Consider the following 13,244-nt stretch of genomic DNA (forward strand, 5'->3'; position numbering starts at 1 on the left):
CCCCGATTGGAGGAAGATGTCTCCGTGAACGGCGCCGACCTGTACCGAGGTTCCGGAGACGTCTCCGGTTATCCTGTTCTCGCGTCTGTCGCCTGGTTCCATTCCGATCCGCACCCCCTGTACCGAGTCTGGTCACAACGAGCGTCGCCGTGGTACCGCTATTCACGGGGAAGCTGCTGTGATGTCGACTACTGATCGGCGCGGATCCGGCCGATGCGGAGCTATCGACCGGGTAGAAAACGCATCGGACATTGCACTTCCGGGTGCCGCCACTCGAACGGTGTACGTATTTCGTCCCACGCGCCGCGACTCAGCACTGCGAGACCCAGTCCACGGCCTTACGCTCGGAAGATGACCACGATCCCAGGACGACTCCGCGCGCCACTCGCGTTCCTCCCGTTCCTGGCCGCGGTCGCGGTGGCGGCGCTCGTGGGCGGACTGGCCGCCGCCAATGCCCGATCCGTCTACAGTGGACTCGATCTGCCGCCGTTCGCGCCGCCCGCCTGGCTGTTCGGTCCGGTGTGGACGGTCCTGTACATCGGGATCGCCGTCTCCGGCTGGCTGTACTGGAAATCCGGCGGCGAACGCCGGGCACTGGCCTGGTACGCGGCGCAGCTGGTCCTGAACGCCGCTTGGACGCCGCTGTTCTTCGCGGCAGGCGCGTACGGTCTCGCCCTGGTCGACATCATCTTGCTCGACATCGCCATCGTCGTCACCGCGCTGTACTTCCGCCGGTCTTCCCGGGTCGCGGCCGCATTGCTGCTGCCGTACCTCGCCTGGACGCTGTACGCGACGGCGCTCAACATCGCGATCGTCGTGCTCAACTGACCCCGAGCGGCAGGGTGGCGGCGACTCCCTTGGCGTGCCTGCCGTCGAGCCGTTCCAGGGTGAGCCCGCCGCGGCGGGCGGCGAGTTCCAGATCCCGCACCGCGTGCTCGACAGCCTGAGCCCCCGCGGCGGCGACCCGGATCGCCGCGGTGACCTGGGGTTCGGTCTCGGCGGCGTTCCGGCGCGCGGTCACCGCCAGTGTCACCGCGGCCCGGGGAGCGGCGGCGAGCAGACGGCGCGGCAGATCCGCCGCGAGCGCCGGTGACAGCGCGCCCCAGCCGTCGATCCGGAAGGTCGCCTGGCCGATCTGGCCGCTGTGCCAGAGCCGCCACTCCTCCCGGATGCGCGCCCGGCCCGCCGTGACGTGCGCCAGCGACGCGAGCGTGCCGAGGACCTCGTTTTCGGCGAGCGCCCGCACCGGAAGTCCGTCGCGCCGGAGCTGCCGCCGCACGCGCCGGACCGTGTTCCCGAGCGCCTGCCGCACGTCGGCGTCGCGGTGGAGCTCGACCGTGCGCAGCGCCTGCAGCGCGACCCAGCCCCGCGGCGGCCGTGAGCGGTCCGCGCCGATGTGGTGGATGACCTGGGCGGCGACGTCCAGATCCTGTTCCCGCGAGGGCGGCAGCAACGTCAGCGGCGACGGCATCGGCCGCTCACGCGCGGCCGATTTCGGTTGCAGCACAGCGGTGATCCCGTCGGCGCGGCTGACCATGAACACCGTCTCGTCGCCGATCTCGCCGGTGCTCCCCTCCGCTTCCGGCGACAGCAGTCGCAGTAGCGCCCGGCCCGCTTCGCCCGCGGTCCGGAGATCGCGGTCGCGATCGCGCAGCAGGTAACCCGCCGCCGAACCGAGCCAGGCGTAGAGCCAGCGCCCGCGAACCCGCACGGCGGTCAGCGCGAGGACCACCACGGCGGCGGTGATCACCGCCGCCACCAGCGGCCAGCGCCGTCCCGCCACCAGGACGAGCGCGACGAGGACGAGTTGCCAGCAGATGATCTGCGGTACACCGATCCCGCCGAGCCGTCCGGGCCGCCGTCCCGAAGCGGGAGTCGGCGGATCCGGCGGCGAACCGTATGCGGGAGCGGGAACGGGAGCGGGCACCGCCGCGGACCATCGCGGCCGTTGCTCCGCCTGGCGAGCGGAGTTCAGCGTGGCGAGCGCGGCCTCACGCGCGGCGGCCCGAGCGGCCGGCGCGGCGTAGGCGAGCGGGTCGGGCATGGCTTCGGGCCGCGCCACGGCCGGCGCCGCCCGGGGAAGCGGCGGAGGCGGCGCGGGGTACCGCCCGTCCGTCCTGGCCGCGCCGAATTCGGTCATCGTCCTGCCTCCTCGATGTCCGCCTCAGCGTGTCCGGGGAACATGAGGTTTCGATGACACAGGCCCGAGACAGGCGGTTTCATCGAAATTTCATGGTGGCTCTCTAGCTTGATCGCGTGAACACCGATGAGCGGGACACGAAGCGCTTCAGCGTCGTGGCCAGGACGCGGATGGCCGTCGCGCTGGTGGCCGCCGGCTGCCTGGCGCTGGTCGGACTGGCGGTGACCGGGCAGGCCGCGACCCCGGAACGGCTGGAGTTCGTCCAGATCGGCCACTGGGTCTACAACGACGCCGCCCAGTCCGCGTTCCACGTCGACGGCTCGACGAGCCGCGTCGACGCGCGCGCGGACGTGCCCGGCGCCGCGAGCGGCAGCCAGGTCGTGCAAGGGGACGATTCGGGCTACGTGGTCGAGCGGAACCGCATCACGGAGTTCGACAAGGCGACCTTGAGCGTGGAGGAGTCCACCCCGCCGCCCGCGCCGGAAACGCCGTTCGTGATGGAGATCGCGGGCGGCCCGTACCTGGTCTACCGCAACGCCGGTCAGATCGTGCGGCTCGGCGACCCGTCCGCGACGGTGCCCGCAGGGGGGCCGCTGTCCCGGCCGGTCGCGACCGCCGACGGCACGGTGTGGGTGCACCGCGTCGACAACGGCTCGATCTGCGAGCTGCCCAAGGGCGCCGCCGTCCTGACCTGCACCGCGCAGCTGCCGCCCGGGCACGGTGGCGGGCTGACGCTGGTCGGTGACCGGCCGGTCGTGCTAGACACGACCGGCGACAGCCTCCACCGGGTCGGCCCGGACGGGCTCGGCGAGGCACTTCCGCTCGGCATCAAGCTTTCGCCGTCGGCGCAGGTGGCCAACAGCGCCGTCGGTGACCGGCTGGCCATCGCCGACCCGGAGCGCAACCAGCTCCACCTCATCGACGTCAGCGGACTCGACCAGGACCGCCCGTCCGCGAAGCCGATCTCGGTCGAGCTGACCAAGGGCAGCCGGTTCAACGGCCCGCTCTCCTCGTCGAACGTCGTCGCCATGGTCGACGAAACCCGCGGCGAGGTCCTGACCTACGACGCCGCGGGCACGCTCAAGTCCACCGCCAAGGTGCCGAGCCAGGGGGCGGCACCGAGGCTGGCCAAGGGCGAGGACGACCGCATCTACGTCGACAGCTCCGACGGCTCGCACGTGCTGGTCGTCAACGGCGAGGACGGCTCTGTGGTCGACGTCGACGTCGACAAGGCGGCCAACAGCCAGACCGCGGGCGCGCCGTCCGCCGAGCCGGACCCGTCCGGCGAACAGCCCCCGCCACAGCGTGAACAGCGGCAGCAGGCGCCTCCGAACACCCAGAAGGCGCCCCCGCCGGTGGCGAAGGCGACTCCGCCCGGCGCGCCGAGGAAGGTGAGCGCGAGTTCGGGGGACGGCTCTATCAAGGTCTCGTGGAACCCGGCGGCGGACAACGGCGCGCGGATCACCGGCTACCGGGTCACCTGGACCGGCGGTTCCACCCGGCTCGGCGGATCGTCACGGGGGACCACGATTTCCGGGCTGACCAACGGGACCCCGTACGTGGTCACCGTTGTCGCGGAGAACTCGGCCGGCATCGGGGCCGGCGCCAGCGCCAAGGCGGTCATCCCGGGACCCGCGAACCGGCCCGCCACGGCACCGGTCGTCACCGCGAACGCCACCTCCGCCGGGAAGGTGACGGTGAGCTGGACCCAGCCCGACCTCCGCGGCGGCACGCTCGTGCACTACCTGGTGAGTGCGACGGGGCAGGGGCAGCGCACGCTTTCGGCCACGTCCACGGAATTCACCGGGGTCACCGGCACCGCGACCGTTACGGTCCGCGCGGTCACGAAGTTCGGCTCGGGCTCCACGCTCACCGGGGCCACCGGCAGCAGGAAGGTCACCGTGCCGGTGCCGTCGGATCCGCCGACCATCACCATCTCCGGGGTCCGGGTGGGGACGACGGGCCTGATCGTTTCCGTCAACGCCAACGGAAAGGGCGCGTCCGCGACCTGCCAGGCGGAGTTCAACGGCGCCCGCTCCGCCTCGAAGACCTGCTCCGGAGCCACCAGTCTGAACATCAACAACGTGGGCTACATCGGTGCCATCACGGTGACCGCGACCATCAAGACGACCGGCGGCACCGGCTCGGACAGCTGGACCGGTGTGCCCAGCGCGGGTGGAGGTGCCCCTGGTGGCGTCGCGCCGGACGGCGGCGCGCTCGGCGGCGGCACCCCCGGTGGCTCGGTGCTCTGGCTCGGCCCGATGGCGTTGGTGGGCTTGCGCCGACGAAAGGAAAAGGAACTTCTGTGACGCTCACACCCAGGGTCGCCTACGAGCAGATCGCCGAGAACGTGCAATCGGTGGTGCGCGGCAAACCGGAGGTCGTCCGGCTCACCGTCGCGGCGCTGTTCGCCGAGGGGCACCTGCTGATGGAGGACGTGCCCGGCGTCGGGAAGACAACGATCGCGCGCTGCCTGGCCGCCAGCATCGGCGGCCGGTGGAGCCGGATCCAGTTCACGCCCGACCTGCTGCCCGGCGACATCACCGGCGTGATGGTCTACCACCAGAACGCCGAACGCTTCCAGTTCCACCCCGGCGGGATCTTCGCCAACGTGGTGCTGGCGGACGAGATCAACCGGGGGACGCCGAAGACACAGGCGGCGCTGCTGGAGGTGATGGCCGAACGCCGGGTCACCGTCGATTCGGTCGGCCAGGCGGTGCCGCGGCCGTTCCTCGTGGTGGCCACGCAGAACCCGATCGAACTGGAGGGCACCTACCGGCTGCCCGAAGCGCAGCTGGACAGGTTCCTCATGCGCATTTCGGTCGGCTACCCGGATCTGGAATCCGAGATGCGGGTGGTCATGGGGGACTGCGCCGGGGTGACGCCGGACGAGCTGAAGCCGGTGCTGAGCATCGCCGACGTCCAGTCGGTCATCGACGAGGTCCGGAAGTCCAACCTGGCGCCCGAGATCGTCAACTACGCTGTCCGGCTTGCCGCGGCGAGCCGGTCGCATCCGGACGTCCGCTACGGCGCGAGCCCGCGCGGCAGTATCTCCCTGATCCGGGCGGCGCAGGGGCTCGCCGCCACCTTCGGCCGCGACTTCGTCACCCCGGACGACGTCAAGGACGTCGCGCATCCGGTGCTCGACCACCGGCTCGTGCTGACGCCCGACGCGGAACTCAACCAGCGGCGGACCGCCGACATCGTCGACGAACTCCTGGGCGCGACGGCCGCTCCCATGGCCGCGATGGGGAGGTAGGCCGTGCGGCTCACCCGCCGCGGTGTCATCGTGCTCGCCTTCGCCGCCGGGTTCTACGCCCTCGGCGAGCTGGCCGGGTTCACGTTCTTCCGTGCCTTCGCCGGGATCGCGGCGGGAGCTGTGCTGATCGCCTTGGCCACCACCAGGTTCCGGCCGCAGGTGGAGATCGGCCGGACCGTCCAGCCGGACCGGGTCGAACGCGGGAAGCCCGCGCTGGCCTCGCTCGTCGTCCGCAACGTCGGTTCACGCAGGCACGGCGGTTTCACCGCGGGGGACGGGATCGGGACCGAAACGCACAGCCTGCGCGTCCGCCCGCTCGCACCCGGCGCGGAAGCGACCTACCACTACGAACTGCCGACGACGGTCCGCGGGAAGCTGCGGGTCGGCCCGCTCGTCGTGCACCGGCCCGACCTGTTCGACCTCGCCCGCGGTGACCAGACCGTCGGGAGCACCGCGTGGTTGTGGGTGCATCCGCGACGGCACTCGGTGCGCGCGGCGCAGGCCGGTCATCCGCGCCACCACCACGAAGGTCCCATCACCGACCCGCCGTTGCGCGGTTCGGCGGATCTGCGCGCGGTGCGGGAGTACGTGATCGGCGACGAGGTCCGGCATCTGCACTGGAAGGCGACCGCCCGGACCGGGCGGCTCATGGTGCGCGAGTACGCCGATCCGGCCCAGCCGCGGTTCACCGCCGTACTCGACACGCGGCCCGGAGCGATGAGCCCGGCCGTTTTCGAAGAGGCCGTCGAGGTGGCGGCCTCGCTGTTCTACGCGTCGGCGTCGGCGGGGCAGCACTGCCGCCTGATCACGTCCGCGGGCGCGGACACCCTGACCGACAGCGGGGTGCGCGCGGCGAGGACGTTGCTGGACGCGCTCGCTCTCGTCACCCAGGACGCGGCGGACGACGCGCCGCTGCTGCCCTCGGCCCTGGCCGCGGCCCACCGCCCCGGCGGGGTGCTGGTGGTGATCACCGGCCCGGACGCCGACCTCGGCCACGCCGCCCGCTGGCGGCCCGACACGGTGGTCCGGCTCGGTGACCTCAGGCCGTCGGCGGGTTCCCGCGGCCTGATCATCGCTGTCGACGCGGCAGGCGCGGCGGCCCAATGGAACACCTTGGCGGGGAAGGCATGAGCGCCGGATTCGATCGGCTCGCGCTCACCGGGCTGCTGGGCGCGACGGCGGCCGGTGGCCTGCTGTTCGCGCCGGTGTTCGGCTGGGAGCCGCTGCTCGTCCCGGTGCTCGTGGTCGTCTTCCTCGGCTACGGCTGTGCCGAGCTGACCGCGAGGTTCCCGAAGCTGGTCCCCTACCGTCCTTTGCTCGTCGCGCTGCTCGGTCTGCTCGGCCTGATCGAGACGGTGCTGACCTCGACCACGCTCGCCTTCCTGCCCACTCTCACCTCCCTGCAAGAGGTGTCGCGCGGCCTGACCGAAGGCTGGCGGCTCACTCTGCAGTCCACGTGGCCCGCGCGCCCGGTTCCCGAACAGCTCCTGTTCGTCCCGCTTTCGGTGTTGCTCGCCGTCGTGCTCGGACTGGAACTGTTGCTGCGCTTGAAGAAGCCGCTTGTCGCGCTCGTGCCCAGCCTGGCCGTCGCCGGGCTCGCACAGGCGTATCAGGCGTTGACGGGAATCGGTGCGATGGCGGCGGCGCTGGGGTACGCGCTGCCCGCCGGGCTCCTGCTGTGGTCCGGCGGCCGCACCCGGCCGGTCCGCCGGGCGCCCGGCGGACCGCGGTTCTCCTGGCGAGTGACGGGATCGGCGGTCTGGCCCGCGCTGACCACCGTGGTCGCGCTCGTCGCCGGGGCGGTCGCGCTCGCCGTGCTCGATCCGGTCGGCCGCGATCCGCTGACGCTCAAGGACACCCAGTCCGCGTCACCGCCGCGAAGCAGGCTCGGCAACCCGCTGGACGAGATCGCCCATCGACTGATCCGGCCGGGCGAAGAGGTGTTCCGTTACCGTAGTGACACCCCCGTCGATCAGTGGCGCCTGATCGTGCTGAACGGGTTCGACGGTGCGAACTGGCTGTCCGATTCCCGGCTCCAGCGGCTCGGGGCGGGTCTCGACGGCGCTCCCGGCGGCGCGGGCGCCGCCGCCGAACTGAAGGTGCGCGGGCTCGCGGGACCCTGGCTGCCGAGTCATCAGGATCTCACCGGCGTGGACGGTGTGACGCCGCTGGTGGACCAGTCCGCGGGGACTCTGCTGATGGAGTCGCCGTCGCCGGGCCTTGAGCGGAATTACCGGCTCAGCTGGTCCTCACCCGACGTCGAGCTGGGTTCGGGGGAGGTCGACGGGCGGGCACCGGGCGGGCTCGGTGGGCTCGGCGCGGTGCCCCCCGACGTCGAGCAGCTGGCCAAGGAAGCCGTGCGCGGTCTGCGTCCGACGTTCCAGACCGCGCTGCAGCTGGAACGCTTCCTCGCCAAGAACTACCTGCTCGCGGCGGGCTCGGACGAGCTGCCGACCGGGCACGGCTGGCCGCAGCTGCGGCATTTCCTGCTGGAGAGCAAACGGGGGACGAGCGAGCAGTTCGCCGCCGCGTACGTCGTCCTGGCGCGGATGAGCGGTATCCCGGCGCGGCTGGTCGTCGGATTCCGCGGTTCGGCGGAGACCGACGGCGGGATGCACGTCGTCCGCAACCGCGATGTCCTGGCGTGGCCCGAAGTCGCCGTCGCCGGCGCGGGCTGGGTGCCGCTCGACCCGACCGCCTCGGCGGGGAAGTCGGGGCGGGAACAGGCCGCTTCCGGCAAGGCCGTCGCCAGGGCGAGGGCGCAACTGCCCTCCGAACAGGACCTGCGGCCGCCCCAGCTTCCGGCGGGTACGCCGTCGGACACCGCCGAGGACCGGAACGCCGAGGCGGGCGTGGGCTGGTGGTGGGTCTCGCTCGCCGCCGCGATCGTCCTTTTCGGACTCTTGTGGCTTCTCGGGGTTCCGGTGGCGAAGGTCGTCCGCGCCCGGCGGCGGCGTCGCCGATCCGGTGCCGAAGGGGTGCTCGGCGCCTGGGACGAGATCCGCGACCGGCTGCGCGCGCACGGCGTGCCGTTCCGGATCGGGATGACCCCGCGCGACCTCGCCGAATCGGCGGGATCGCTTGCGGGAGAGGGGATCCGTGAGCCTGTCGCCAGGCTGGCCAAGGTGCTGGACGTGACGCTGTGGTCCGGTGTCCCGGTGGGCGACGGCGCCGTCCGGCGGGCCTGGCAGGAGGTCGGCGAGGTGCGCCGGGGGCTGGCCACCAGACCGTTCGTGGCTCGGGTGCTGGCGGCACTCGAGCCACGGACCCTGATACCGATCAAGGGGAGGGTCGGGAAGGCGCCCTTCACCGAGTTACGCTCCTGATCACGCGAGATCCGTCTCTGATCACGCGAGTTACGTTCCTGATCACGCGAGTTACGCCTTCGCTCACCTTGGGTCAGGCGGGACGACCCCTCAAGGGTTGCAGCGGGCGCCGCGGATCGCGATCGGCTCGGTGGTGTAGATGTGGCGGCCGTCGGTCGCCCTGAGCTGGAAGCAGTACCGGCGCGCCGGGTCGACCGGGACGTCCAGGCTGCGCTGACGGTGGGCGACGAGCTGTTTCGTCTCGAGCCGCTCGCCCGCCATGATCACGACGAAGTCCAGTTCGCCTTCCGCGGTCCAGGTCAGCTGCACGTGATCGCTCTGATCCTGCGGCGGGGCGAGCGCCAGCTTGACGTCCGGGGCCGGCGCGGAAGCCGGAGACGGCGGCGGGATCGCGGCCGCCACCGGGACGGCCTGCCCGCCGATCTCCGCCGGGCCGAGGAACAGCGGCACCACGGCCAGCCCGGCGACGAGCACTCCGGCGCTCGCCAAGGCGATGGGCCGCCAGGGAATCCCGCGTTCGGTCTTGAGCGGGCCGCTGAACTCGCGGACCAGGGTGCGGCCGCCCGACGGCGGCGCCTGCACCACCTGGACCGGCTGGACAGACGGGGCGGGCCGGGCGGGATGTGCAGACGGGATCGGCGCGGAGGGCCGGTGGACCTCGGCGAAGTCGTCGAACTCGACCTCGGGTTCTTCTTCGCTCGGGGCGTCGGCGGAGTCCGCGCTGACGACCTCGCCGCCGGGCATCCGCAGCTTCGTGAACAGCCGGGCCAGTGACGCGACGTCCTGGGGGCGGTCGGCCGGTTCCTTGGCCAGCAGTCGAAGGATCGTGCCGGAGAGTTCCCGCGGGACACTCGCGTCCTGGATCGGCGCCACCGGTTCCCGCAGCACCTGGAGGATCCGCTCGCCGGGCTGCTGCCCGGTGTGCCGGGGAAAGGGCGGTTTGCCGGTCAACGCGGCGTAGAGCACCGCGCCGAGTCCATAAAGGTCGGACGCGGGGGAAAGCGTGTCGTCGCGCAGGGTTTCCGGCGCGGTGTACTCGACCGCGTACATCGGATCGCGCGGGAACCGCCGCCGCAGAGCCACCCCGAAGTCGGCGAGCACGAACTCGCCGGAAGCGCGGTACAACACGTTGTGCGGGCTCACCCCGCCGTGCAGGACGTCGGCTCCGTGCGCCGCCGCGAGCGCCGACGCGATCGCGGCGCCGAGGGCGAGCACGTCGGAAACACCCAGCCGGGCACTGGAATCCAGCAGGTTCGCGAGCGAACCCGGGCACAGTTCGCGACGGACACCGGAACGGCCGTCGGGGTGGGACAGGACTTCGTCGATCTGCAGGACCGACCTCGTCGCCCGCACCGCGGCCAGCGCCTTCCGCTCGCGCTCGAGCCACGCCGAGGTCTCGCGGTCGAAGGAACCGGGGAACATCTTGACCGCGAAGTCGTTGCCCGTCACGGGATCCCGGCCCGCGTAGACGGTGGCGATGGGGCCCTGGGCGAGCAGCCTCGGTCCGCCGGTGGTCTCGATGCTCATGACCCCATTGTCGCCCAAGAAGGCCGGATCCGTCGTGCTTTCCCGGCGGCAGGTTCCTGCCGTGACGGCCCGGCGGACTCCTCGTCGGCGGACTCTTTTCCCATGCAGACTGCCGGCCTGGTCAGGGTCACCATCACCACTCCGCACCGGCGCATCGACATGGCGCTGCCGGAACACGCGTCCGTCGCCGAGATCCTTCCCGGCCTGCTCGCGCGAGCAGGCGAGGGAATGGCAGACGACGGGGTCGCCGGTGGCGGCTGGCAGTTGCGCCGCGCCGACGGCACGGCCTTCGACCTGGACCGGACGCTGGGCGCGCACCGGGTCCGGGACGGGGAGATCCTTCATCTGACGCCGCGCCGCGCCGAATGGCCGGAGCCCGAATACGACGACCTCGTGGACGCGATCGCCACCGGCTCCGGCCGCACCGGGAAGGCCTGGGGGCCGCGGCACACGCGGTGGACCGGACTGGCCGTCGGCGCGGTGGCGATGTCCTTCGGCCTGCTCGCGGTGCTGCGCGCCGGCCCGCCCTGGACGTCACCGGCGTCCTGGGCGCTGGCCGTTTCCGCGCTGCTGCTGGCCGCGGGCGTCCTGCTCGCGCGGGCCCTGCGCGACGCCGGGGCAGGGGCGGTGATCGCCGCTGTCGCGCTTCCGTTCGCCTTCACCGGCGGCGGGCTGCTGCTGGCGGGCGACGACCCGATCGGTGAACTGTCCGCCGGTCACCTGCTGCTGGGGAGCGCGGCGCTGCTGCTCGCGGCCGTCGTCGGCCATCTCGGGGTGACCGCCGCGCCGGAACTGTTCGCCGGGGCGGCCACCATCGGCCTGCTCGGGGTGCTCGGCGGCTGGCTGGCCACCTTCGACGACCTGGCGGGCTACCGCTCGGCGGCCGTGATCGGCGGTGGCGTGCTCGCGCTCTCGACCACGTTCGCGCCGCTGGCGCTGCGGCTCGGCCGGGTGCCGATGCCGGTGCTGCCGCGGTCGACCGCGGACCTCGTCCGCGACGATCCCCAGCCACCGCTCGCCCTCGTGCACGCCGCCGTGGCCAGAGCGGACGCGCTGCTCACCGGCATGCTCGGCGGCGCGGCGATCGTGGTCATGTACTGCCAGTGGCAGCTGATCCGCAGCGACAGCGAAGCCGCTGTCGTCCTCGTCGCCCTGCTCGCGGCCGGTTTCCTGGTGCGGGCGCGGTTGTATCCGATCCTGCGGCAGCGGTCGCTGCTCTTGGTGACCGGGATCTTCGGCGCCGGATGCCTGCTGGCGGGTCCGCTCATGACGGACCGCTCGCTGCTGCTCGTCCTGGCCGGACCGCTGTCCTTGGCGGTGGCCGCGGGCGTGATCGCCTCCGGTGTCGTGCTGAGCACCCGCGCCGCGAACCCGTATCTCGGCCGGATCGCCGAGTACTTCGAGATCCTGGTGATGATCGCCGTCGTGCCGGTGGCGTGTTCGGTGCTCGGCCTGTACGGCTACGTGCGCGGACTGGGGGGCTGAAACCATGGCGTCCAAACGGGATCAGCTGCAGGCGTACCAATTCCTGGTGCAGCGCGCGATTTCCGCGCTCGTGACCAGGGAGACCGATCCGGAGCAGCCGCCCTTCCGCCGTCCGTCCGGCGCCACGTTCGCCGGGATCGCGCTGGCGATCGTGGCGCTGGCGTGCGTCGGGGTCTACGGGATGATCGTGCCCGGCGGGAACAACGCCTGGCGCAAGAACGCCGCCGTCATCGTGGAGAAGGAGAGCGGCACCCGGTACGTCTATCTGGACGACAGGCTGCACCCCGTCGCGAACTACGCGTCCGCGCTACTGCTGCTCGGCGAACACGGCACCACGGAACGGGTTTCGCGCGATTCGCTCGCCGGAGTCCCCCGCGGGCCCCGGATCGGCATCGCCGACGCGCCGGACGGCCTGCCCGGCCCCGAAAAACTGCTCACCGGAGCGTGGTCGCTGTGCTCCGCGCCCGCGAGCGACCTCGCGGGCAGCCGGATCGAGGAATCGGTGCTGCTGGCCGGCGTCTCGCCGTCCGGCGGCGCGGAACTGGGAGACCAGGCGCTGCTGGTGGAATCGACGTCGACCGGCGACAGGTTCGTCGTCTGGCGCGGGCACCGGCACCGGATCAACGACTACGGCGCCGTCGGCACCGGCCTGGCGCTCACCGCCGAGCCGTGGGCGCGGGTCGGCCGGGCGTGGCTCGACGTGCTCCCGGAAGGCGCGCCGATCGGCCCGTTCCCGGTGGCGGCGGCGGGCGAGGTGTCCACCGCCGTGCCGGGCCGGACCGACATCCGGAACGGGATGCTGCTGCTGGTGCAGACCTCCGGCGGCGGGCAGCAGCACTACCTCGCCGAACGGGACGCCCTGCGGCCGATCTCCGAACTGCAGTACGACGTCCAGCGCGCGAGCGCCCAGATGATGGCCGCCTACCCCGGTACCGAACCCAAGACCGTGCCGCTGCCGCCTTCGCTGGCGACCATGTCTCGACAGCTGGACCCGATCCAGCCCGAAGCGGGCGCCGCGCCCGTCACGCGTCCGGCCATCGCGCGCCTGCGCGACCAGGACGCCACCGTGTGCGCGACCTTCGCCGGCGGCGCTCCCGCCCCCGCGCTGACCGTCGATCCCTCGATGCCACCCGCGGATCCGATGTCGACCACCGCCCGCCGGACCGCCGGTGGGACCCCGCTCGCGGACCGCGTCCACGTGCCGCCGGGCAGCGCGATCCTCGTCGAGGCGATGCCTTCGGCACAGGCGCCCGTCGGGACGCTCACCGTGGTGACCGATATGGGGCGCCGCTATCCGCTGGCTTCGCCGGACGTCCTGAAGATGCTCGGGTACCCGTCGGCCACCCCGGTGCGCCTTCCGGCCGGCTTGATCGCGCGCCTGCCCGAAGGCCCGAGCCTCGACCCGGCCGCCGCGCGGCGCCAGACCCTGGGAGGCTGAAGAGACCGGGGAACATGACCACGCCGAAGCGCCAGGTGTCGACGACACCTGGCGCTTTCGACGATCCGG

Annotated in this window: 9 protein-coding genes; 7 read left to right on the plus strand and 2 right to left on the minus strand. The window is 72.3% G+C overall.

Going from position 1 to position 13,244, the window contains the following annotated elements; all coding sequences use genetic code 11:
• Positions 1-351: 351 nt before the first annotated feature.
• Positions 352-828, plus strand: coding sequence for a TspO/MBR family protein (locus ACZ6YV_RS29665; protein ID WP_465512733.1), 477 nt, complete (start codon positions 352-354; stop codon positions 826-828).
• On the opposite strand, the gene ACZ6YV_RS29670 is transcribed toward ACZ6YV_RS29665, so the two are convergent.
• Positions 821-2,140, minus strand: coding sequence for a type VII secretion protein EccE (locus ACZ6YV_RS29670; RefSeq protein ID WP_465512734.1), 1,320 nt, complete (start codon positions 2,138-2,140; stop codon positions 821-823). The genes ACZ6YV_RS29665 and ACZ6YV_RS29670 overlap by 8 nt on opposite strands.
• A 116-nt stretch (positions 2,141-2,256) precedes the next feature.
• Between ACZ6YV_RS29670 and ACZ6YV_RS29675 the strand changes: the two genes are divergently transcribed.
• The 4 genes from ACZ6YV_RS29675 to ACZ6YV_RS29690 are packed head-to-tail and all read left to right on the plus strand — an operon-like array spanning position 2,257 to position 8,725.
• Positions 2,257-4,449: a fibronectin type III domain-containing protein gene (locus tag ACZ6YV_RS29675; RefSeq protein WP_465512735.1), complete on the plus strand. Its 2,193-nt coding sequence runs from the start codon at positions 2,257-2,259 to the stop codon at positions 4,447-4,449.
• On the plus strand, positions 4,446-5,399 hold the full coding sequence (locus ACZ6YV_RS29680; protein WP_465512736.1) for an AAA family ATPase: 954 nt from the start codon (positions 4,446-4,448) through the stop codon (positions 5,397-5,399). Before ACZ6YV_RS29675 ends, ACZ6YV_RS29680 begins: the two co-directional genes overlap by 4 nt.
• A 3-nt stretch (positions 5,400-5,402) precedes the next feature.
• A complete protein-coding gene (locus ACZ6YV_RS29685) occupies positions 5,403-6,530 on the plus strand; it encodes a DUF58 domain-containing protein (RefSeq protein WP_465512737.1) in 1,128 nt (375 codons plus the stop codon).
• On the plus strand, positions 6,527-8,725 hold the full coding sequence (locus ACZ6YV_RS29690; protein WP_465512738.1) for a DUF4129 domain-containing transglutaminase family protein: 2,199 nt from the start codon (positions 6,527-6,529) through the stop codon (positions 8,723-8,725). Before ACZ6YV_RS29685 ends, ACZ6YV_RS29690 begins: the two co-directional genes overlap by 4 nt.
• Before the next feature lie 90 nt (positions 8,726-8,815).
• On the opposite strand, the gene ACZ6YV_RS29695 is transcribed toward ACZ6YV_RS29690, so the two are convergent.
• Positions 8,816-10,252, minus strand: a complete 1,437-nt coding sequence (locus ACZ6YV_RS29695) for a serine/threonine protein kinase (protein WP_465512739.1) — start codon at positions 10,250-10,252, stop codon at positions 8,816-8,818.
• A 102-nt stretch (positions 10,253-10,354) separates the two neighbouring features.
• On the opposite strand from ACZ6YV_RS29695, the gene eccD reads away from it, so the two are divergent.
• The gene (gene eccD / locus ACZ6YV_RS29700; RefSeq protein ID WP_465512740.1) at positions 10,355-11,737 is read left to right on the plus strand and encodes a type VII secretion integral membrane protein EccD; all 1,383 of its coding nucleotides are present in this window, start codon (positions 10,355-10,357) and stop codon (positions 11,735-11,737) included.
• 4 nt (positions 11,738-11,741) lie between these two features.
• A complete protein-coding gene (gene eccB / locus ACZ6YV_RS29705) occupies positions 11,742-13,175 on the plus strand; it encodes a type VII secretion protein EccB (protein WP_465512741.1) in 1,434 nt (477 codons plus the stop codon).
• Positions 13,176-13,244 lie beyond the last annotated feature (69 nt).

The organism is Amycolatopsis sp. NPDC102522 (genome assembly GCF_055584485.1).